The sequence below is a fragment of the Cupriavidus ulmosensis genome (genome assembly GCF_977008105.1).
This window is the reverse complement of sequence record NZ_CDRMWP010000001.1, coordinates 367,038-387,327: the sequence shown is the minus strand read 5'-3', so window position 1 is coordinate 387,327 and position 20,290 is coordinate 367,038. Positions and strand designations below refer to the sequence as shown.

The following is a 20,290-nucleotide window of genomic DNA, read 5'->3' as shown; positions in this document are numbered from 1 at the left end:
CAACGACGGAGACGACATCTTGTCCACCACGCTCACCCCAGGCGCACGCCGGCCCGGCCACGCGGCACGGCCGCGGCGGCAGGATCGTGCCGCATCGCACAACGCCGCCTCTCCCCTCCCGACAACCGCCATGTGAAGCACGCAGGCGCGCGACATCATGCGAGACACCGCCCGCGGCGGACCACGCCCGTCGAACCCTTCGGAGCAGACACCGTGAAAACCATTCCCATCGTGCACATCCGCGAGCGCGGCGATGCAGCGCACAAGACCACGCCGACGCTCACGCGCCGCTCGCTGCTCAAGGGCACCGGCGTGCTGATCGGCACGCTGGCCATCGGCAGCCCGCTGGCGCTGCTGGCGCCGTCGACCGTGTGGGCGCTAGAGCTCGCCGCGCTGGACCAGGGCGAAGGCGAGGCGCTGCTGCGCATGGGCCGCGTGCTGTACCCGCACGAGCGCCTGCCGGACGCCGTCTACGCGCTGCTGGTCAAGGACCTCGACGCCGCCGCGGCCAAGGACGCCGCCGTCGCCAGCCAGCTGCGCGCCGGCGTGGCCTCGCTCGACAAGCTCGCCGGCGGCAGCTTCACCGCCGCCGCGCCGGACCGGCAGCTGGCCGCCGTCAAGGCGCTCGAAGGGCAGCCGTTCTTCGACACCGTGCGAGGCAAGTGCGTGACCGCGCTCTACGACAACGAAATGGCGTTCGCCACCTTCGGCTATCCCGGCTCCTCCTGGGAAAAAGGCGGCTACATCCTGCGCGGCTTCCAGGACCTCAAGTGGCTGCCCGCGCCGCCCGCGGCGGCGAGCCCGCCGCCGTACATGGGCTGACGCCGGCGGCAGTCCCCCGATCCGGCCGCAGAGCCGGGGCAAGACGCAACCCGGACGCAACCCGGACACAACCCGAGCCGCGCGCCCGGGCCCACAAAGGAGACATGCACATGGCCAAGTTCGACTTCGGCGACGACTCCGTCGTCGTCATCATCGGCTCCGGCGCCGGCGGCGGCACGCTGGCCAACGAGCTGTGCCAGAAAGGCGTCAAGGTGGTGGTGCTGGAAGCCGGCGGCACGCAATCCAACGCCAGCTTCATCAACGACGAATGGAAAGCGTTCAGCCAGCTCGCGTGGCTGGACAAGCGCACCACCTCCGGAAGCTGGCGCGTCGCCAAGGACTTCGCCGGCCTGCCCGCGTGGATCTGCAAGACCGTGGGCGGCACCACCACGCACTGGGCCGGCGCGTCGCTGCGCTTCCAGGAACACGAATTCCGCGCGCGCACGGTCTACGGCGACATCAAGGGCGCCAACCTGCAGGACTGGCCCCTCACGCTGCGCGAACTCGCGCCCTACTACGGCAAGGCCGAGGACAAGATGGGTGTCACGCGCACCCACGGCATCCCCGGCCTGCCCGGCAACAACAACTTCAAGGTCATGTACAACGGCGCCACGCGCCTGGGCTACAAGGAAGTGCACACCGGCAACATGGCCATCAACAGCCGCCCGCGCAACGGCCGCGCGCGCTGCCTGCAGCTCGGCTTCTGCTTCGAAGGCTGCAAGAGCGGCGCCAAATGGTCCACCCTCTACACCGAACTGCCCGAAGCCGAAGCCACCGGCAAGTTCGAGCTGCGCACGCAGGCGCACGCCACGCGCATCGAGCACGACGACAAAGGCCGCGTCAACGCCGTGCTCTACGTGGACGCCGACGGCAAGACCCAGCGCCAGAAAGCGCGCATCGTCTGCGTGGCCGGCAACGCCATCGAAACGCCGCGCCTGCTGCTGCTGTCCGCCTCCAGCCTGTTCAAGGACGGCCTGGCGAACTCCTCCGGACAGGTCGGGCGCAACTACATGCGCCACATGACCGGCTCCGTCTACGCCGCCTTCAACGAACCCGTGCACATGTACCGCGGCACCACGATGGCCGGCATCGTGCGCGACGAATCCCGCCACGACACCAAGCGCGGCTTCGTCGGCGGCTACGAGCTGGAAACGCTCTCGCTCGGCATCCCGTTCATGGCCGCCTTCCTCAACCCCGGCGGCTGGGGCAGCGACTTCACGTGGTGGATGGACCGCTACACCAGCCTCGCCGGCATGTGGCTGGTCGGCGAAGACATGCCGCGCGAAACCAACCGCGTCACGCTCAACCAGAACGTCAAGGATCAGTGGGGCAACTACGTGCCCAACGTCCACTTCGACGACCACGACAACGACATCGCCATGCGCAGCCACGCCTACACCCAGGCCGAGCGCATCTACGGCGCGGTCGGCGCCATCAAGACCTTCCGCACGCCGCCCTACCCGTCCACCCACAACCTCGGCACCGCGCGCATGAGCGCGCGCCCCCGCGACGGCGTGTGCAACAAATGGGGGCAGACCCACGACATCCCCAACCTGTTCATCAGCGACGGCAGCCAGTTCACCACCGGCGGCTCCGAAAACCCCACGCTCACCATCGTGACGCTCGCGATCCGCCAGGCCGACTACATCGCCGCGCAGATGTCCAGGCGCACGATCTGAGCGCGGCATCCGAGCGCCCCCCTGCCGCCAAGGAGGCCCCCATGTGCGAATTCTTCGTCACGGCCGACCCGATCCACTACGAATCCCGCACGCGCTCGGTGCGCATCCACGGCGTGCACACCAGCATCCGCCTGGAGAACTTCGTCTGGGACACGCTGGCCACCCTGGCCGCCGAAGAAGGCATGACCACCAACGCGCTGATCGTGCAGTTCCACGACGAGATCATGCTCCACCGCGGCGACGTGCAGAACTTCACCTCGTTCCTGCGCGTGACGTGCCTGCGCTACCTGCGCCGCAAATGCGACCGGCTCGAAAGCGCGCAGGAAAGCCTGACCGAACCCGCGCCGCCCCCGAAGAAAACCACCGTCACCACCCACTAATCATGGCCAAGCTGATCCACACGATGATCCGCGTGCGCGACCTCGACGCATCGCTGCGCTTCTACGACGAAGTCCTCGGCCTCAAGCCTGCCCACACGCTGGATTTTCCGGACTTCGCGCTGGTGTATCTGCGCAATGCCGAGAACGATGTCGAGCTTGAGCTCACGTTGAACAAGGGGCGCGAGGAGCCCTATACGCATGGCGACGGGTACGGGCATGTGGCGGCGGTCGTTGACGATGTTGCGGCCACGCATGCGGCGCTGACCGCGGCCGGGTACAGTCCGCTGCCGGTCAAGGAGTTCAGGGTTGGGGAGGAACTGCTGGCGCGGTTTTTCTTTATCCAGGACCCTGACGGATACAAGATCGAAGTCTTGGAAAGGCATGGGCATTATCGGTGAGGTGGCGTCCGGGTCAGACCGTTGTCATGCAACCGGGATAGCGTGCGAAGACTTACAGCCCGGAGAAACACCCTGCTCCGGAGGGGAATCCAGCGAAGGCAAGCATCTGCAGAATCCCCCTCGGGAGGATTGCGATGCGGATACCGCTACTATTGCTGCTGATCGTGACCGGCACGGGCGTCCAGGCCCAGACGATCTATCAATGCCGAAATGCCGCGGGGAAAGTCACGCTCCAGGATTCACCTTGCCCGGACAGCGCCAAGACCGAACTGACTCGCAAGTCCATCGGGCAGCTTAACGCCGAGGATCGTGCGCAGCCGTTCGTGATTGGGGATCAGCAATCCGCCAAGCGGTTGGCGTCCAGCATTGTCTGCCCTTCCCTTCGGCAAACGTACACGGCAAACCTGGCTTGGTCGGAGCGCGCGATGGCGCGCGGCGATGCAGCGGAGGCACAGCGGGCGGCGGAGGCGGTTCAGAGGACGGGGGCGCAGATTTCGGCCAATCGGTGTGAGTGACCGGAAACGTCCCCTGGGCTACACAGGCACAGTCCGAAAATCAGCACTCTGCGATGCCCCCTCTCCGCCACACTGGACGCAAATCGACACCGTGACCTATCATCACTACGCCATGAGTCACGCTCTCGTCACCCCTCGTCTGCTCACCTGGTCCCGCCTGCGGGCCGGGCTGTCCGAGTTCGACGTGGCGGACAAAATCCCCGTGAAGCCAGAGAAAGTCTTTGAGTGGGAGGTAGGCGATAGCCAGCCCACTTTCAAGCAGGCACAGAAGTGGGCCCTTCTGTCTCACATACCGTTCGGATTCCTGTTCCTGAAGGAACCACCCTCTGACGAACTGCCGCTGCCGGACCTGCGCACGCTGGGTGGCGCGGCGCCGGCCCGGCCGAGCCCCGAATTGGTCGATGCGGTAAAGGACGTTCTCTGGAAGCACGGCTGGTATCTGGACTATCTCAAGGAACACGAGTTCGGGCCGCTACCGTTCGTCGGGCGCTTCACCAGCCAGAGCCCTGTCAAGGAGGTCGTCGCGGACATGCGGAAGACGCTGCATGTTGCAGAAAATGCCGCGCGGCCGACCCATGAAGAATTCCTTCGCACGCTCATAGCAGCTGCCGAGTCTGTCGGCATACTCGTGATGCGCAGCGGCATCGTGGGCACCAATACCCATCGCAAGCTCGACGTGGGCGAATTCCGCGGCTTTGCCATCAGCAACCCGCTGGCGCCCGTGGTGTTCATCAACAGCGCCGATGCGCCGGCAGCGCGACTCTTCACGCTCATCCACGAATTGGCGCATGTCTGGATCAACAGCAGCGGCATTTCCAGCGTATCGGTGAACGCCAACCAGCGGGAAGAGATTTTCTGCAACGCCGTTGCCGGGGAATTTCTCGCGCCGGAGGCCGCCTTCCGCCAAGCCTGGCGCGGTGATGTCGACTGGAAGGAGAATCTTCCCGTGCTCGCCGCCGACTTCAAGGTCAGCAAGCTGGTCATTGCCAGGCGCGCCGCCGATCTTGGCCTCATCGCCAGGGAGGCCTACAGCGGCTACTACCTCGCCGAACTCCAGGCATACCGGGACAAAGACAACGGCGGCGGGAATTTCTACCGCAACGCCGGCGCCAAGAACAGCGCGCGCTTCAGCAGAGCCGTGCTGGCGGAGACGATGCGAGGCAACATGCTGCTGCGCGACGCCGCCAGGCTACTCGGTATCCAGCCATCGAAAATGAAAGCCTACGCCAGTACCGTCACCGAATGAAGCATCTGCTCGACTCCAACACGTTGATTGAGGCAAAGAACCGGTATTACAGCATGACCTTCTGTCCGGCTTTCTGGCAGTGGGTTCATGGCCAAAATCAGTTGTTGCAGGTAGGCAGCATCTCTATGGTTGCCGACGAGTTGAAGAAGGGCAACGACGAACTGGCCCAATGGGCCAAGGACAATGCAGGGCTTTTCATGGATGTCAGCGACGACGCCACGCAGTTGGCCTTCGTGGATGTTGCACGTGTTGTCGCCGAACAGGCACCAGTGATGAAAGTCGGTGCCCTTGAAAAGTTCATGGCCGGAGCCGATCCTTGGTTGATTGCCAAGGCTATGGCAACCGACGCGATTGTGGTCACGCATGAGGCTTTTCACAGGGATGCTCGTAGGAAGTTCTTGATTCCGAATATTTGTCAGCACTTTGGCGTGCCGTGGATGAATACGTTTGAATTGCTAGATAAGCTTGGGGCGCAGTTTGTGTTGGCGGCTTAGTGTTTTCTTGGTGCTCTACAATAAGGCTGCCGTTAAGCCTCCCTCCACCCACACGGCGGACGCAGCGCTTGCTAATGGTAAGAGTATTGCCCCCGCTCCAGATCTCTTGCATTGCTTAAACTAGTAACTGCCGATAGGCTTTCGTTGCCAGTCTAGTTCGGCAATGGTTCACGTTTCAACAGCGGTCATAGATTACGAGCCTGCCACTGGCCGCTGTCGGCCATGAGCAGTCGGTCAACGTCTGCCCTCAAATTGTGTGCAATCCTTGTCCAAAATAGAGGTCGTCGATGGATGGATGTTGAGTCCTCGTGAGGCTCGTCGACCTCCTGTAGGTGATCGACGGGTGCCACACGGCAAGGCAACTTAAACCGTACGGCCGCTGCGTTGACCCGTTGCGCAGTGAAGCCGCAATGTCTGGTGAACCGGTCGTGCGTGCGGCTGCGATTGCTGGCCCACTGATCCCGCGCGCCATGCCCGGACAGGGTGCGCGGCGCGGCGTTGCCCGGCGCCTGGAGATGACCAGTGCCGGTCAGTCCGAGCGCTTGGGCTATGACAATGAGTTCGGCGGGCGTTGTCCAAAAAGGATATCTACAACCCCGCCATCGGCATATCCGCGGGGACCGTCGGTATACGCCCCAAGGGGGTTTCCTTCAATGAGCGTGGTGCCAAACGAGTTCATGGAGCGCTTCCCCCCTGCGTAGAGCGATTCCAAAGATGACAACGAAGACAATATAGAGCTTTCGAATGGTCTAGGTCACGCCCAGGAGCGAAATTGAGCGTAACAAGCGGCGCACAAGCCGACATCAAGAGCGTCGGAGGCGTTGTACACCGAAAGCTAATATCCACGGGCCGCGTCGTGATTCGATTAAACTAGAGCCTCAGTCGCCAATGGCGCACCTTTTGAAACCGGTGTTAAACGTGAGAATACAATGCGCTGGCAAGATCTAGAACGCGAAGTAAAAAAAATCGCGGAATCCGTGTGGTCAACGAAGGCCGAGCCCGAAGATATTGCCGGTGTTCGGTGTGACGTGGTCTTGAAGACTAAAAAGGACTATTGGATTTTAATAGAAGTATCAAAGCGCGATGACATCAACAAGCTGCGCGATGATGTCGCCAAACTAAATGTGATGAAGCAAGGACTATTTGCACGAAGAATCTTCTCTGAGTGCTACTTTGTCACACTTGGCGATCACAATTCGTTAAGGACTACGGGCGAAGCGCTTGACGTTGATGTCCATAGTCTTGAGACATTTGCGTCAAAATTTATTGGATCATCTCAGTACATCACCGAACGACTGCGAAGTCCATTCGGAAGTGCGGTCGATCCCGACACCGGCGAAGTGGACGAGAAATCCTACACCGCAATACGTTATTTCGATTCCGCTGATCGGGAATATTCTATAGAAAATATAGTATCCGCTCTCAAATCGGGAAAGAAAATTGTTCTGACGGGCGAGTTTGGTTCTGGAAAATCTCGTTGCATTATGGAAATTTTCAAAGACCTAATTCAATCAAATGGTCAATTTCCACCTATAGCAATCAATCTTCGCGAAAACTATGGCGTAAAAAAGTTCAATCGACTTATATCAGATCATTTGGATAGTCTAGGACTAGGGGAGTACACGGACAATATCGTTCGTAGTGTACGAAGAGGGCAGCAAATCCTTCTTCTTGATGGATTTGATGAAATAGGATCACAGGCATGGTCTGGGGACCCGAACAGACTCAGAGAAACGCGAAAGCGTAGCTTGGAAGGGGTTCGTGATCTCATTGCGAATTGTGCTAATTCGGGAATTTTACTGACGGGGCGTGAGCACTACTTTTCCACTCACGAGGAAATGGCAGAATGTTTGGGCGTGGCTTTATCGGATATTTTGCTCCTAAAATGCCCAGAGGAATTTTCTGACGAGGAGCTTGGGGATTATCTGAAAACAAACACTGCGCTCAAGTCGGTCCCCCATTGGATGCCTCGCAAGCCGCTAATATGCCAATTGCTGGCGCGGCTCAGTCCTGAGGAAGTTGATCGTATCGAGTCAGCGGCAGAAGGTGAACTTGAATTTTTTGAAAGCGTATTTGACGCGATTTGTGCTCGAGAAACTAAGCTGAATCCCGCAATTTTCAAAGACAGCTTGAAGAGTATTTTGTTGCTGCTAGCGCAGCGCACTCGAGAAAAATACGAAGACGAAGAAAAAATTACTGCTGAAGAGATCAATCGAGTTTTCTTTGACGTGACTGGGGCCGCGCCTGTTGATGAGGCAGCTCAATTACTTCAAAAGCTTCCGTACTTAGGTCGTACGGGAGAAGGCGGAGCCGAGCGCATATTCGTTGATGATTACGCGAAAGATGGTTTGCGAGGTATTGCGCTGGCCAGGTCTGTGCAGAGATTTGACAAGGATCTTCCTCGGCAGAATTGGATTAAGCCTTTGGGTCAGCTCGGACTGCGGATGCTAGCGCGCAACGCCGGTCTAGGCCACGACACCGAAAAATTTGCAAAACACTGTTCGGCACATGTAAATAACCAGGTGGGTTGTGATTTCATAGCGGCTCGTGTGTTGTTAGAAGACGATGAGATTGATTTTCATGGTTTTAGTATACATGATGGTCGAATCAAAAATCTTATATTGATTGATATCAAGATTAAAAATTTGTCCGTGAACGCCGTTGAGATAGAGGAGCTTGTAATCGAGGGCGTTGAGTTTGAAGCAGCGCGTTTTTCGGATTGCATGATCGAAATTTTGAAAGGCGCATCTGATCTTTCGGGATTTAAGGATGCCTTCGTCAATCCAACAATTGGCAAAAGCGAGGATGCATCGTCGGCGGCACGAATCAGCGAACTCAATCTTTCGAATTCTCAGAAGACTCTGTTGGCGATTCTCAAGAAGCTTTTTTTCCAAAAAGGGCGAGGACGTCGCGAGGATGCGCTTTTGCGCGGCGCAGAGCGGTATTGGGACCGTGACGCGGCAGATGGTGCAATTCAATATATGATAAATAACGGGATTATCATCTTAGGCGCCGGCGATGAGGGGGCATTATATATTCCACAGAGAAAACATACCCGACGAATTTCTCAAATAATGAAAATGCAAAACAATTCCAAGGATGATTTGTGGTTGCTAATGAAATAAAAGTTGCCGAAGTGCTGGCGTACTGAATGCGGGGAGGCTTGCGCGACTTAATGTCGCGCAAGCCCTTTATTTTGATTAAAAAATATTATTTAATACTATTTCATCGACGTCTACCAAGGCATCCATGCCGCCGTTGTGCAAGATGGTTTCCCGATTCGGTCTCACGTCAATGAGGTAGCAGCACAACCGACGTTTCGCATAAGGCACCGCAAAGCTTCCGCGCGACGGCATTGCAAACGAGCACATTGCGGATTGCGGCAGCTATGCGGCGAATTCCAGCGACACACTTGGACCGACGCTCGAAACGTCTGCTCGCGAAGTAGAAACTGCCATTGGGAGCACGCGAGGCACGGGCCGATGATGGCCGATTGGGTGAGGTCGCCAGCGGCCGCTTAGTGCACTGCGGCTTGCAAAATCTGGATTCGGCTGACTGACCGGTTTGATGAAAGTTGCCTGACCGGAGTGGGTCGGCAGCAGCCTTCTGACAGCCTCGCCCAATGTCCGCTTACCGACCCCTCCCTTAGCTCAAAAAAAATGGCCCACGAGTTCAAACACCTGTGATCCATTCCCTGCAAACAACAGTCAGCGTTCTAGATAGGCTAGGTCCAAGAGACACTTGTCTCACCCATCAACCACCCCCTCCCGCCCCGCCACCCCCACCATCTCACTCAACGCCAACACCTCCCCCGCCAGCTCCGCAGCCAGCGAAAAAACACTCTCCCGCTCCATCGGCTGCAAGCCGTTGGCCGAGCCATCGGCCACCACGAAATCGCTGGCCATCAACAACAACGCATGCAGCTGCGCAGCCTTCAATACCGCAAGGCTCAGGGGATTTTCATGTGGAAAGCGCGCAGTCAAGGACATGTCTGCGCCGTTGTGGTCGGCGGTGATGCCGTCTCGGGTGTGCTGGTGCATTGGGCGTTCTCGCAGGCTGAAATAAAGTGTCCGCCGGATGCCGGCGGCTCGTCCTTCGTATTCAGGCTGCTATTCCCGGTCGCCGCAGAAAGCGGCAACGACTAGAGTCTAGCTCCGAGTTGGCGTGCGATTTGATAACTTCTGTTACCAACCGCAGATTTTTTTGCACCCCTGAACGCCAGTCCCACAACCGCCTGCAACACCCTCCACCCTGGCATTTCAGCAGTCACAGCAAACGCCTCGCTCAACTGCGGCGACGCAGGATCAGCAAACGCGCGCGCCTGGACCGAGCCCAAAGTCACTGCATGCGCAAGCACCCGGCACATGTCCGTCTTCAGCAAGAACATGCAACAAGGCCCCGCATTGCGGGGCCTTCAGGCTGTTGATGAAGTCGGCCTGGCGCTTTGTGGCACGCTGCTCTCCCGTGTGCGGGGCAGCGGCGGGGGAGGAAATCAGGTGCTCTGCAAAGTGACCGCGTTCGTCATTCGCAAGCGCTCTGCCCTCTCCCCCGCCCCCTCTCCCACTGCGCGGGAGAGGGGAGCAAACCGGGAAGTCAGTCAGCAGATCAGCAACCACGCAGCGCGGGGCCACGCCGCTGCAATACCTGCACCACCTCAAGCCTTCCGGTGCGCATCCTTATCCAGCTCACGTTCCGCCGCGTCGCCAGTGGCACCCTTGTAGTAAAGATGCACGCCGATGGCCAGCGAGTCGTGGCGGATTTCCTGCAGGGTCTTCCACGCCTTGTCGGGTTCCTTGAACACGAGGTAGTGCGCTTCCTGCGCGATCAGTTCGGCCGTCTGGTGCAGCCCGTGGTTGTGCAGCGCGCCGACCAGGGCGTCCAGGCTGCGGTGGGTGCGGGCGTCGGTGCGCGGGTAGAGCATGTGCAGGATGGCGACGTTCTTCTCGGCGACCAGCGCTGACAGGGCGACGACGATTTCCTGATGGTTGAGCGCCGTGACCACGCGATCGGGGTCGCCGATGTGCCTGGAGAACAGGGCTTCGAGGATGGAACTCATGAATGCACTCCTTTGCTGCTGACTACTGGCTGGGGACGCGCGCCGGCCGGGCCGGCGCTGCTGCCTGGTTCCGTGGCCGTCGCCTTGCGGCGGCGCGGAAGCCTGGCGGTTCACGAAATGTACGCCTGGGATTGACCTAGGGGAAACCCTGATTCAGTCAATACACTGTTCTGCAAAAGAAACAATTTGCGCGGAACCAAGCTGCATATGCACCAGTCACCGCGCGCCATCTCGTATGGGTTTAACGGATGAGGCGTATGCGCCGTGTACCGGGGCGGGCTCCGGGCTTGTATCCGTTTCTTACACGCGCCCGCGCCGGCCAGCCGGCCGTAGACTGGCGCGTCTAGCCAGCCCCCAACGCCGCCGCGCGGAAACTCCCTATAATCGAACGATCGTTCACATCCCGGGCGCTGGTCGCGGCGCCCGCCGTGGTTCAGGAGACACCATGCCCGCCGCCAGACAATTGCCGAAGGTCCTGCAGAACCTCGCCCTGCCCGTCATTGCCTCGCCGATGTTCATCGTCAGTTATCCGGAGCTGGTGCTGGCGCAGTGCAAGGCGGGCATCGTCGGTTCCTTCCCCGCGCTGAACGCGCGCCCGGCGGAGGTGCTGGGCGACTGGCTGACGCAGATCGAGGAGGCGCTGGCCAGCTTCCGCGCGGCCAACCCGGGCGCGCCGGTGGGGCCGGTGGCGGTGAACCAGATCGTGCATGCGTCCAACGTGCGGCTGGAGCATGACATCAAGGTGTGCGTGGACCACAAGGTGCCGATCTTCATCACCTCGCTGCGCGCGCCGCCCAGGGAGATGATCGACGCGGTGCACAGCTACGGCGGCATCGTGCTGCACGACGTGATCAGCATCCGCCATGCGCAGAAGGCCATCGAGGCCGGCGTGGATGGCCTGATCCTGGTGGCGGCCGGCGCGGGCGGGCACGCGGGCACGCTGTCGCCGTTCGCGCTGGTGGGCGAGGTGCGCAAGATCTTCGACGGCGTGATCGCGCTGTCGGGGTCGATCGCCACCGGCGAGGCGGTGCTGGCCGCGCAGGCGATGGGCGCGGACTTCGCCTACGTGGGCACGCGCTTCATCGCTTCGCAGGAGGCGCACGCGAGCGAGCAGTACAAGCAGTCGATCACCACGTCGGCCGCGGCGGACATCATCTACACCAACCTGTTCACCGGCGTGCACGGCAACTACATCCGCGAGAGCATCGTGGCGTCCGGGCTGGACCCGGAGAACCTGCCGGAAGCGGACAAGAGCAAGATGGATTTCTCCAGCGGCGCGTCCAAGGCGAAGGCGTGGAAGGACGTGTGGGGCGCGGGCCAGGGCGTGGGCCAGATCCACGATGTCCCGGCCGCCGGCGAGATCGTGGCGCGCATGAAGGCCGAGTACGACGCGGCGCGCGCGCGCCTGGGGCTGGCGGTCTGAGCGCGAAGCGGCCGCCCGCCGGCTCCGGCACCAACGCCGACGCAGACACTGACGCCGGCGCCAATGCCGGTACCGGCGCCGCCGTGTGCAGCCACCGCGAGCGCTTGCTGCGCGCGCTGTTCGTCGCGCTCGGCGCGCTCAGCCTGCTGCTGGGCATCGTCGGCATCTTCCTGCCGGTGCTGCCGACCACGCCGTTCGTGCTGCTGGCCGCGGCGTGCTTCGCGCGCGGCTCGGAGCGTTTTCATGCGCGGCTGCTGGCGCATCCGCGGCTGGGGCCGCTGGTGCATGACTGGCAGCAGCACCACAGCGTGCCGCTGCGCGCCAAGTGGCTGGCCATCGGCACCATGTGGCCGTCGATGGGCGCCACGGCGTGGCTGCTGCGCGAGCGCCCGTTCGTCTCGGTCGCCTTGCTGGCCTGCGCGGCGGCCGTGACCACGTGGCTGCTGTGGCTGCCGACGCGCCCGCGCGGCGGCTATCCGCCGTCCGCCCCGGACGGCGAGGCCTGAGCGGCCGGCTCAGGCCGCTTCGTTTGCCCGCGCGGCCACCGCCAGCGCGCGCGCCTTGTACCAGCCGAAGTAAGCCACCGTCAGCACCGCCAGGAACGGCACGCCGAACACCAGCGTCATGCGGAATGCCTGCGTGAACGCCGTGGTGAGCATCACGGCCAGCATCAGCCCCGCGCCGAGCAGCGTGAGCACCGGAAAGCCCCACATGCGAAAGCGCAGCGGCGCGCCGCCCCGGGCATGCCACGCGCGGCGGAAGAAGTAGTGGGTGACGAAGATCATCATCCACGTGAACAGCGCGCCGAACATCGACACGGCCATCATGATGGTGAACGAGGCGTCGGGATAGAAGATGCTCACCAGCGTGGCGATGGCGATGCCGCCGGTGGACAGCAGCAGCGCCGGCAGCGGCACGCCGCGCGCGCTGAGCTGGCCGAGCGGCCGCGGCGCGTAGCCGGCGCGCGAGAGGCTGAACATCATGCGCGTGGTGATGTAGAGCTGGCTGTTCATGGCCGACAGCGCGGCGATCAGCACCACGAAGTTGATGACGCCGGCCGCGCCGGGAATGCGGATGGCTTCCATGACCTTGACGAAGGGGCTCTGGTCGTGGCCGGCGGCCGTCCACGGCACGATGGCCAGCATCAGCGCGAGCGTGAGCAGATAGAACAGCACCAGCCGCAGCATGGTGGAGCGGAACGCGCGCATGACGGCGCGCTCCGGGTCCTGCGCCTCGCCGGCGGCCACGGCGATCATCTCGATGCTCAGGTAGCTGAAGATGGAGACGATCACCGCCACCCACGTGCCGCCGATGCCGTTGGGAAAGAAGCCGCCGTGCGCGGTGTAGTGGTGGAAGCCGGCCTGCCGCGCGCCGTCGCCGACCAGCGTGGGCGCGCCGAAGACCACGTAGGCGCCGAGCAGGATGAAGCCGACGATGGCGGCGATCTTGATGACCGAGAACCAGTACTCCACCGCGCCGAAGATGTTGACGCTCAGCGCGTTGACCAGCACCAGCGCGCCCGAGAACGACACGATCCAGAACCAGCCCGGCACCGCCGGCAGCCAGTACTTCATGTAGAGCGCGGTGGCCGTGACCTCGGCGCCGACCGCCAGCACGATGCAGGCCCAGTAGGCATAGCGCACCAGGAAGCCGGCCAGCGGCCCGACGTAGTGCTCGGCATAGGCGCCGAACGAGCCGGAGGTCGGGTGCGCGACCGTCATCTCGGCCAGGCAGCCCATCAGCAGCAGCGCGATGCACGCGCCGATGGCGTAGCTCACCAGCACGCTCGGGCCGGCAAAGCCGATGGCGAAACCGCTGCCGAGGAACAGCCCGGTGCCGACCGCGCCGCCGATGGCGATCATGGTCATCTGGCTGGCGCTGAGGCTGCGCCGCAGCCCTTTCTCGCGCTCGACGATCTGCTGGAACTGCTGCGGGGGATTTGTCATGGCTTGTCTCCTTCGTGTGCGCGGCCGCGCCGGCGCGAGGCCCGCGGTTGCCGCATCGTCCCTGGACCGGGGACCGGATGATGCGAAGCGCCGCGGCTCAGAAGCTGTGGCGGATGCCGAGCGCCACGCCGGTCTGGTTGCCGCGCCCGGGCAGTTCCGTGGCGGCGCCGCCGCTGACGATGTTGTGGTCCACCGTGCCGTACAACTGCGTGCGCCGCGACAGCGCGTACTCGGCCAGCGCCACGCCCGTGTAGCGCCTGCCGCCGTTGCCGGCGATGCCGTTGGCGTTGCGGATGCGGTCGTAGTAGAAGACGGCGGTCAGCGTGAGCGCCGGCGCCATCTGATAAGCGAGGCCGGCGTAGACGGTGTCGTCCCGGCGCGGGTTGGCCGTGAAGGTGCCGTGGGCGACGGTGCGGGCGGCATCGTTGAGCGCGGCGTCGAGCGAGCCGGTGGCGTCCCGGCCGCCGAGGTAGCCGAGGAAATACCTGCCGGCGCCCGCCGCGTAGCGCGCGGCCGCGCCCCACATGCGCTGCGCGTTGCTGGCGGCGTCGCGCGTCTCCTGGTACACGCTGCCCACGCTGACGGCGCCGGCGGTGTAGGCGGCGCGCGCGCCCCAGTACGCGTTGCGGCCCACGCTGCCGGGCTGCTCGCCGAAGCCGTAGCTGGCGCCCACGTTGAGGCCGCCGAAGGTGCCGTCATAGCTGGCGGCGTTGTCGATGCGGCCCGCGGTGATGAAGTACGGCCAGTAGTTGGCGGTGTAGTTGGCGATGGTGAGCAGGTCGAAGTCGCCGAACAGGTTGAAGCCTTCGGTGGACTGGCGGCCGAGCCGCAGCGTGCCGAGGCGGCCGGACAGGCCGACGTAGGCGTAGCGGCCGAACAGCCGGCCGTTCTGGTTGGTGTGGCCGGTCTGCGGGTCGAAGCCGTTTTCCAGGCGGAAGATGGCCTTGAGGCCGGAGCCCAGCGTTTCCTCGCCGCGCAGGCCAAAGCGGCTGTTGGTCACGGCGCCGTTGGCCAGCGCGATGTCGTGGTCGTTGGCGGCGTTGGCGTGGGTGGTGAAGCGCAGGCTCTGGTCGACGATGCCGTAGAGCGTGGCCGAGCCCTGCGCGCTGGCGCCGCCTGCGGCGAGCATGCCCGCCAATAGCGGCGGTCCGAATGTCTTCATCGATGCGTCTCCTCTCTTTTTTGTTTTTCCGGCTCCGCGCGCCTCGCGGCGAACGGACCAGCCTGATGCGCGGCACTGCATGCCAGCCAGTGCTTTTACGCTCAGGGAGAGGTATATTAACAAACAGATAATTGAATTTTCTTCGACTTTTTATCGCATCAAATCGTTTTGCGCTGCATTTATTTCGCCAAATAACGATTTCGCGGTTAAATATTCAGAATGAAACTTGACCTGATCGATGTCCGCATCCTGCGCCACCTGACCCGCGACGGAAAAACCACCAACCAGGAACTGGCCGAGGCGGTGAACCTGTCCGCCTCGGCATGCTTCCGGCGGGTGAAGCTACTGGAAGAGGCCGGCGTGATCGCGGGCTACCGCTGCGTGCTCGACGCCAAGGCGCTGGGCATGGAGTTCGAGGCACTGGTGCAGGTGTCGATGCGCACCGACGTGGAGCGCTGGCACGAGAATTTCGTGCAGGCCTTGAACGACTGGCCGGAGGTGGTGACCGCACGGATCGTGTCGGGGCCGTCCAACTATGTGCTGACTGTGCGGGCACGGAGTTTAGAGCATTATTCTGAGTTTGTTGTCGATCGGTTGCATAAGGCGCCGGGGGTGATGGCTATTAATTCTCATATTGTTTTGGCTACAGTTAAGAGGACGGGGTCTGTTCTTGATATCTTGGAGATTTGATATTTCTCTATGAAAAAACTTAAATTCAACGGCCTAATGTCAAGATCAAAATCAACATCAAAGTCAAAATCAACTTCAAAGTCAAAGGCTTTCGCTCCCCCGGAGCGACCTACTTTCTTTTCCCCGAAAAGAAAGTAGGCAAAGAAAGCGGGCTGCCTGGCCGGCAGGGGCAGAAACGTTGGGGTTTCTTGTTGTTGGTGGTTTCGTCGTGGGGCCTGTGGTTCTGCTGGCATCCTGCCATTACCGGTGCGAGCGGCCACGATCTGGCTGGCGGTATGGGTTGCGGGGTCAGACCTATGATGGCGGGCGCACTGCTGGTTCGGGCATCTGCCGTTACCGGTGCTGGCGGTCACGGCGTAGCACCGGCACTGGTTTCGTGGTGGGCGTGGTGGACCCCGCGCGGGTGTGCGGGGTTGCTTTGAACCGGATTGCCTCTCAAGTCAAAACCGTTTGGCACTGAGATCGAATGGGGCCACCACGCCCACCACGAAACCAGCACCGCCCCTACGACGATCCCCTCCGCCCCGGTCGCGGCAGCAGCCCGAAGGGCCTGGGCCACCGCCATCATGCAGCGCCACCACGAATCGAACACCACCCGAGAGACAGTGGCCGCCAAGACCGGTACCGGCAGAACCCCAGCAGAACCACCACCCCCACCACGAAACCACCAACCCAAGAAACCCTGTTCGGCTCTGCCCCTGCCGGCCAGGCAGCCCGCTTTCTTTGCCTACTTTCTTTTCGGGGAAAAGAAAGTAGGTCGCTCCGGGGGAGCGAAAGCCTTTGACTTTGACTTTGACGTTCAGCCGTTGATGTTAAGCCGTTGATGTTAAGCCGTTGACTTTGACGTTCAGCCGCCGACGTTAAGCCGTTGACTTTGAAGCCAAGCAGCACAAATAAACCACTCCCCCTCACTCATAACTCCTAGCATCCTCAATAACCCTCCCATCCTGCGGCAACGCCCCCACCGCCACAAACCGTACCTCCCCACGCAACCGCAACACCTCCCGCACCGATTCCCCGATCGCGCGGGCCAGGTTCTCGTCATTCCCCACAGCCTCGCAATGCAGGGTCATCACATCGGCTCCCACGCGGCCCGTGACGATGAGGCGAGCGGCCCGCACTTCGGGATGCCGCCGCATGACCTCCCCAACCTGTCCGGGATGCACGAACATGCCCTTGACCTTGGTGGTCTGGTCGGCGCGGCCGAGCCATCCCTTGAGCCGCAGGTTGGTGCGCCCGCACGGGCTGGCTTGCTCGGCGGAGCCGGCCACGAAGGCGGAGAGGTCGCCGGTGCCGAAGCGGATCAGCGGATAGTCGCCGTTGCCGAGCACCGTCACCACCACCTCGCCGACCTCGCCGTCGGGCATCGGCTGCGTGCCGCCGGGCTCGACGATCTCCACCAGCACGCCTTCGTCCACCACCCAGCCGTCCGCGCCCTCGCTCTCGTAGGCGACCAGGCCGACGTCGGCGCTGCCGTACATCTGCTGCACGCGGATGCCGCGCTCGCCGAACCACGCGCGCAGCGAGGGCGGCAGCGCCTCGCCGGAGACCAGCGCCTTGCGCAGGCTGGTGCACGGCAGGCCCATCTCGTCGCCCTTCTCCAGCAGGATGCGCAGGAACGAGGGCGTGCCCGCGTAGGCGGCCGGCTGCAGGCTGGCCAGCGCCTGCACCTGCGATTCGGTCTGGCCCACGCCGGCCGGGAACACGCAGCAGCCCAGCTTGTGCGCGCCGCTTTCCATCATCATGCCGGCCGGCGTGAAGTGATAGGAGAAGGTGTTGTAGACCAGATCCCCGGCGCGAAAGCCCGCGGCGAACATGGCGCGCGCGATGCGCCACCAGTCCGCGCCGTGGCCGTCCGGCTCGTGAATGGGGCCGGGCGACTGGAAGATGTGGCGCAGCCCGCCGAGCGGCGTGGCGTTGAGCCCGCCGAGCGGCGGCGCGGCGCGCTGCCGCTGCGTCAGCTCGGACTTGCGCGTCACCGGCAGCGCGGCCAGCGCCGCGCGCGAATCGAGCGCGTCCGGGTCCACCTCGCGCAGCAGTTGCGCGAAGTACGGCGCGTGCGCCTTGGCGTGGGCCACCTGCCGGCGCAGGTCCGCCAGCAGGGCCTGCGCGCGCGCGGCGGGCGCGCGCGTTTCCAGCGAATCGAAGTGTTCGGACATGGTTTGCGTATGAGTCGCGTGAATAGGGGCGATGCGGAAATCAGGCGAGCCAGCGCTTCCGGCGGCGATAACTCTTGACGTCGCGGAACGAGCTGCGCCCGCCGCCCTCGCCGTCGTTGGCCGCCACGCCGAGGTAGAACTCCTTCACGTCCTCGTTGGAGCGCAGCGCCTCGGCGGCGCCGTCCATCACCACGCGGCCGTTCTCGAGGATGTAGCCGTAGTCGGCGTAGCGCAGCGCCACCATCGTGTTCTGCTCGGCCAGCAGGAAGCTGACCTTCTCGCGCTGGTTGAGGTCGCGCACGATCTCGAAGATCTCTTCCACGATCTGCGGCGCGAGGCCCATCGAGGGCTCGTCGAGCAGGATCATGCTGGGCTTGGCCATCATGGCCCGGCCGATCGCGCACATCTGCTGCTCGCCGCCGGAGGTGTAGCCGGCCTGCGACTTGCGGCGCGTCTTCAGGCGTGGGAAATAGGCGTAGATGCGCTCCAGCGCGTCGCGCGTCTCGGCGCGCGAGAGGCCGCGCGTGTAGGCGCCGGTGAGCAGGTTTTCTTCCAGCGTGAGGTGGGCGAAGCAGTGGCGCCCTTCCATCACCTGGATCACGCCGCGCCTGACCAGCGCGTTGGGCGTGAGGCGGTCCACGCGGTCGCCGCGGTATTCGATGGAGCCCTTGGTGACGTCGCCGCGCTCGGCATGCAGCAGGTTGGAGATGGCCTTGAGCGTGGTGGTCTTGCCCGCGCCGTTGGCGCCCAGCAGCGCCACGATCCGGCCTTCCGGCACGTCGAGCGAGACGCCCTTGAGCACCAGGATGACGTGGTCGTAGATGACTTCGATGTTGTTGACGGACAAGAGGGTCATGGTACGGCTCGGTTGGTGGTTCTTTCTGGCTGCGCCTGGCGTTTTCCTGCTCCCTTCTCCCACTTCATGGGAGAGGGGAGCAAACCCACAGCATCAGGCCATCACGACTTCATGCACCCCGGCGTGATTCCCTTCTCCTTGGCGAACTGCGCGGCGGTGGCCTTGAACAGCGGGTGGATCAGGTTCTTGTTGCCTTCGATCCAGTCGGACACCACGGTCCACCTGGTGCCGTCCCATTGCTGGATCTTCACCTTGCCGGAGCCTTCGTGGTTGTCGCAGCTGGTCTTGATCTCGGGCAGCAGGCCGGTGGCGCCGAGCTGCTGCAGGCGCGCGCTGGTGAGGTTGAGGTTCTCGAAGGCCCAGCGCATGTCGTCGCCGCTCATGACCTTGCCCTTGCCGTACTTGGCCTGGGCCACGCGGATGGCTTCCACCGTGACCACGGCGGCGGACACGCCGCGGTTGTAGAGCACGGAGCCGACCTTGTTGCGGTCCTGCATGTTGCCCTTGCCGGCGCCGTAGACCACCTTGTCGATGTCGGCGATGACGGGCACGGTCTTGCCGGCCACGTTCCAGGTGGCGCTCATGTAGCCCTTGGCGGCGTCGCCGGCGGGCACGGTGTCTTCCTCGGAGCCGGCCCACCACGAGCCGATCATCTTGTCGCGCGCGTAGCCGACCTTCTGCGCGGCCTTGAGCGCGGTCTGGTTCATCACGCCCCAGCCCCAGAAGATCACGTAGTCGGGATTTTCCTGGCGGATCTTGAGCCACTGCGCGCCCTGCTCGTTGCCGGGATGCGCCACCGGGATCTCGACCAGGTTGAACTTGCCAAGCTTGGCCTCGGCTTCCAGCGCCACGATGGGCTCCTTGCCGTAGGCGGAGTCGTGGTACAGGTAGACGATCTTCTTGCCGGCGAGCGAGCCGCCGTTCTTGCCGGCCAGGAACTTGACGATGGCCGAGACCTGCATCTGGTAGGTGGTCACGAGCGGGAAGGCATAGGGGAACACCGAGCCGTCCACCGCGTCGGTGCGGCCGTAGCCCATCATCACCAGCGGCACCTTGTCGGCCGAGGTCTTGTCCACCAGCGCGTAGGAGATGCCGGTGGACATGGTGTGGTACGCGGTGCCCTTGCTGGCCGCGCTCTTGGACTTCAGGCGCTCATAGCATTCCACGCCCTTGGCGTTGTTGTACTCGGTCTCGCACTCTTCCCAAGAGAGCTTGACGCCGTTGACGCCGCCGTCCTTGAGGTTGACGTAATTGAGGTAGTCGATGAAGCCGCCGTAGAAGGACTGCCCGTTGGCGCCGTACGGCCCCACGCGGTAGCTGGGCAGCGCCACGAACTGCTCGCCGCTCTGGGCCTGCGCGGCCGGCGGCGCCAGCAGCGCGGCGCACGCGCCCGCGGCCACGGCGATGCGCCGCAGGTTGCGAATCAGGATGGTCATGACAGTCTCCTTCACCTTGGCAGGTGTG

Annotated in this window: 18 protein-coding genes; 11 read left to right on the top strand and 7 right to left on the bottom strand. The window is 62.9% G+C overall.

The features are described 5' to 3' along the window. The first annotated feature begins 213 nt into the window (after positions 1-213). The 8 genes from ACWTPI_RS01705 (at position 214) to ACWTPI_RS01670 (ending at position 8,659) form a co-directional block, all read left to right on the top strand. Positions 214-822 (top strand): twin-arginine translocation signal domain-containing protein, encoded by a 609-nt coding sequence (locus ACWTPI_RS01705; protein ID WP_059410365.1) that lies wholly within the window; start codon positions 214-216, stop codon positions 820-822. Positions 823-932: 110 nt separating this feature from the next. Then, positions 933-2,501 carry a GMC family oxidoreductase gene (locus ACWTPI_RS01700; protein ID WP_454730825.1) on the top strand — a complete coding sequence of 523 codons (1,569 nt, stop codon included), beginning with the start codon at positions 933-935 and terminating at the stop codon, positions 2,499-2,501. Positions 2,502-2,542: 41 nt separating this feature from the next. Further along, positions 2,543-2,881 carry a ribbon-helix-helix domain-containing protein gene (locus ACWTPI_RS01695; RefSeq protein ID WP_454730824.1) on the top strand — a complete coding sequence of 113 codons (339 nt, stop codon included), beginning with the start codon at positions 2,543-2,545 and terminating at the stop codon, positions 2,879-2,881. A 2-nt stretch (positions 2,882-2,883) separates the two neighbouring features. Beyond that, the gene (locus ACWTPI_RS01690) at positions 2,884-3,279 is read left to right on the top strand and encodes a VOC family protein (RefSeq protein WP_454730823.1); all 396 of its coding nucleotides are present in this window, start codon (positions 2,884-2,886) and stop codon (positions 3,277-3,279) included. A gap of 152 nt (positions 3,280-3,431) precedes the next feature. Further along, positions 3,432-3,794, top strand: coding sequence for a DUF4124 domain-containing protein (locus ACWTPI_RS01685; RefSeq protein WP_454730822.1), 363 nt, complete (start codon positions 3,432-3,434; stop codon positions 3,792-3,794). A 91-nt stretch (positions 3,795-3,885) separates the two neighbouring features. Then, on the top strand, positions 3,886-5,040 hold the full coding sequence (locus tag ACWTPI_RS01680) for an ImmA/IrrE family metallo-endopeptidase (RefSeq protein ID WP_454730821.1): 1,155 nt from the start codon (positions 3,886-3,888) through the stop codon (positions 5,038-5,040). Continuing rightward, complete coding sequence (locus tag ACWTPI_RS01675) at positions 5,037-5,534, top strand: DUF4411 family protein (RefSeq protein ID WP_454730820.1); 498 nt, start codon at positions 5,037-5,039, stop codon at positions 5,532-5,534. The genes ACWTPI_RS01680 and ACWTPI_RS01675 overlap by 4 nt, the downstream gene beginning before the upstream one ends. Before the next feature lie 929 nt (positions 5,535-6,463). Continuing rightward, complete coding sequence (locus ACWTPI_RS01670; RefSeq protein WP_454730819.1) at positions 6,464-8,659, top strand: hypothetical protein; 2,196 nt, start codon at positions 6,464-6,466, stop codon at positions 8,657-8,659. 621 nt (positions 8,660-9,280) lie between these two features. Here the strand turns inward: ACWTPI_RS01670 and ACWTPI_RS01665 are convergent. Next, positions 9,281-9,574 (bottom strand): hypothetical protein, encoded by a 294-nt coding sequence (locus ACWTPI_RS01665; RefSeq protein ID WP_454730818.1) that lies wholly within the window; start codon positions 9,572-9,574, stop codon positions 9,281-9,283. Between the two features lie 614 nt (positions 9,575-10,188). Beyond that, a complete protein-coding gene (locus ACWTPI_RS01660) occupies positions 10,189-10,590 on the bottom strand; it encodes a hypothetical protein (RefSeq protein ID WP_020206943.1) in 402 nt (133 codons plus the stop codon). A gap of 445 nt (positions 10,591-11,035) precedes the next feature. Between ACWTPI_RS01660 and ACWTPI_RS01655 the strand changes: the two genes are divergently transcribed. Together ACWTPI_RS01655 and ACWTPI_RS01650 are read left to right on the top strand one after the other, a co-directional pair. Next, positions 11,036-12,013 (top strand): NAD(P)H-dependent flavin oxidoreductase, encoded by a 978-nt coding sequence (locus ACWTPI_RS01655; RefSeq protein WP_454730817.1) that lies wholly within the window; start codon positions 11,036-11,038, stop codon positions 12,011-12,013. Between the two features lie 83 nt (positions 12,014-12,096). Beyond that, positions 12,097-12,519, top strand: a complete 423-nt coding sequence (locus ACWTPI_RS01650) for a YbaN family protein (protein WP_454730816.1) — start codon at positions 12,097-12,099, stop codon at positions 12,517-12,519. Positions 12,520-12,528: 9 nt separating this feature from the next. On the opposite strand, the gene ACWTPI_RS01645 is transcribed toward ACWTPI_RS01650, so the two are convergent. Further along, entirely contained in the window at positions 12,529-13,959 is a 1,431-nt protein-coding gene (locus tag ACWTPI_RS01645; protein ID WP_454730815.1) for an amino acid permease, read from the bottom strand. A 97-nt stretch (positions 13,960-14,056) separates the two neighbouring features. Then, the gene (locus tag ACWTPI_RS01640; protein WP_454730814.1) at positions 14,057-15,121 is read right to left on the bottom strand and encodes a porin; all 1,065 of its coding nucleotides are present in this window, start codon (positions 15,119-15,121) and stop codon (positions 14,057-14,059) included. 219 nt (positions 15,122-15,340) lie between these two features. Between ACWTPI_RS01640 and ACWTPI_RS01635 the strand changes: the two genes are divergently transcribed. Next, the gene (locus tag ACWTPI_RS01635; RefSeq protein ID WP_020206949.1) at positions 15,341-15,811 is read left to right on the top strand and encodes an Lrp/AsnC family transcriptional regulator; all 471 of its coding nucleotides are present in this window, start codon (positions 15,341-15,343) and stop codon (positions 15,809-15,811) included. Positions 15,812-16,719: 908 nt separating this feature from the next. Here ACWTPI_RS01635 and ACWTPI_RS01630 read toward each other — a convergent pair. The 3 genes from ACWTPI_RS01630 to ACWTPI_RS01620 form a co-directional block, all read right to left on the bottom strand. Then, positions 16,720-17,970, bottom strand: coding sequence for a phenylacetate--CoA ligase family protein (locus ACWTPI_RS01630; protein WP_454730813.1), 1,251 nt, complete (start codon positions 17,968-17,970; stop codon positions 16,720-16,722). A gap of 40 nt (positions 17,971-18,010) precedes the next feature. Next, a complete protein-coding gene (locus tag ACWTPI_RS01625) occupies positions 18,011-18,826 on the bottom strand; it encodes an ABC transporter ATP-binding protein (protein WP_059410357.1) in 816 nt (271 codons plus the stop codon). A gap of 101 nt (positions 18,827-18,927) precedes the next feature. After that, on the bottom strand, positions 18,928-20,262 hold the full coding sequence (locus ACWTPI_RS01620) for an ABC transporter substrate-binding protein (protein ID WP_059410356.1): 1,335 nt from the start codon (positions 20,260-20,262) through the stop codon (positions 18,928-18,930). Between the last annotated feature and the right edge of the window lie 28 nt (positions 20,263-20,290).

Coding starts and splice junctions, on each gene's coding strand:
- ACWTPI_RS01700 (WP_454730825.1), top strand. CDS start 933: ATGGCCAAGTTCGACTTCGGCGACGACTCCGTCGTCGTCATCATCGGC.
- ACWTPI_RS01695 (WP_454730824.1), top strand. CDS start 2,543: ATGTGCGAATTCTTCGTCACGGCCGACCCGATCCACTACGAATCCCGC.
- ACWTPI_RS01690 (WP_454730823.1), top strand. CDS start 2,884: ATGGCCAAGCTGATCCACACGATGATCCGCGTGCGCGACCTCGACGCA.
- ACWTPI_RS01675 (WP_454730820.1), top strand. CDS start 5,037: ATGAAGCATCTGCTCGACTCCAACACGTTGATTGAGGCAAAGAACCGG.
- ACWTPI_RS01670 (WP_454730819.1), top strand. CDS start 6,464: ATGCGCTGGCAAGATCTAGAACGCGAAGTAAAAAAAATCGCGGAATCC.
- ACWTPI_RS01665 (WP_454730818.1), bottom strand. CDS start 9,574: ATGCACCAGCACACCCGAGACGGCATCACCGCCGACCACAACGGCGCA.
- ACWTPI_RS01660 (WP_020206943.1), bottom strand. CDS start 10,590: ATGAGTTCCATCCTCGAAGCCCTGTTCTCCAGGCACATCGGCGACCCC.
- ACWTPI_RS01655 (WP_454730817.1), top strand. CDS start 11,036: ATGCCCGCCGCCAGACAATTGCCGAAGGTCCTGCAGAACCTCGCCCTG.
- ACWTPI_RS01645 (WP_454730815.1), bottom strand. CDS start 13,959: ATGACAAATCCCCCGCAGCAGTTCCAGCAGATCGTCGAGCGCGAGAAA.
- ACWTPI_RS01640 (WP_454730814.1), bottom strand. CDS start 15,121: ATGAAGACATTCGGACCGCCGCTATTGGCGGGCATGCTCGCCGCAGGC.
- ACWTPI_RS01635 (WP_020206949.1), top strand. CDS start 15,341: ATGAAACTTGACCTGATCGATGTCCGCATCCTGCGCCACCTGACCCGC.
- ACWTPI_RS01630 (WP_454730813.1), bottom strand. CDS start 17,970: ATGTCCGAACACTTCGATTCGCTGGAAACGCGCGCGCCCGCCGCGCGC.
- ACWTPI_RS01625 (WP_059410357.1), bottom strand. CDS start 18,826: ATGACCCTCTTGTCCGTCAACAACATCGAAGTCATCTACGACCACGTC.
- ACWTPI_RS01620 (WP_059410356.1), bottom strand. CDS start 20,262: ATGACCATCCTGATTCGCAACCTGCGGCGCATCGCCGTGGCCGCGGGC.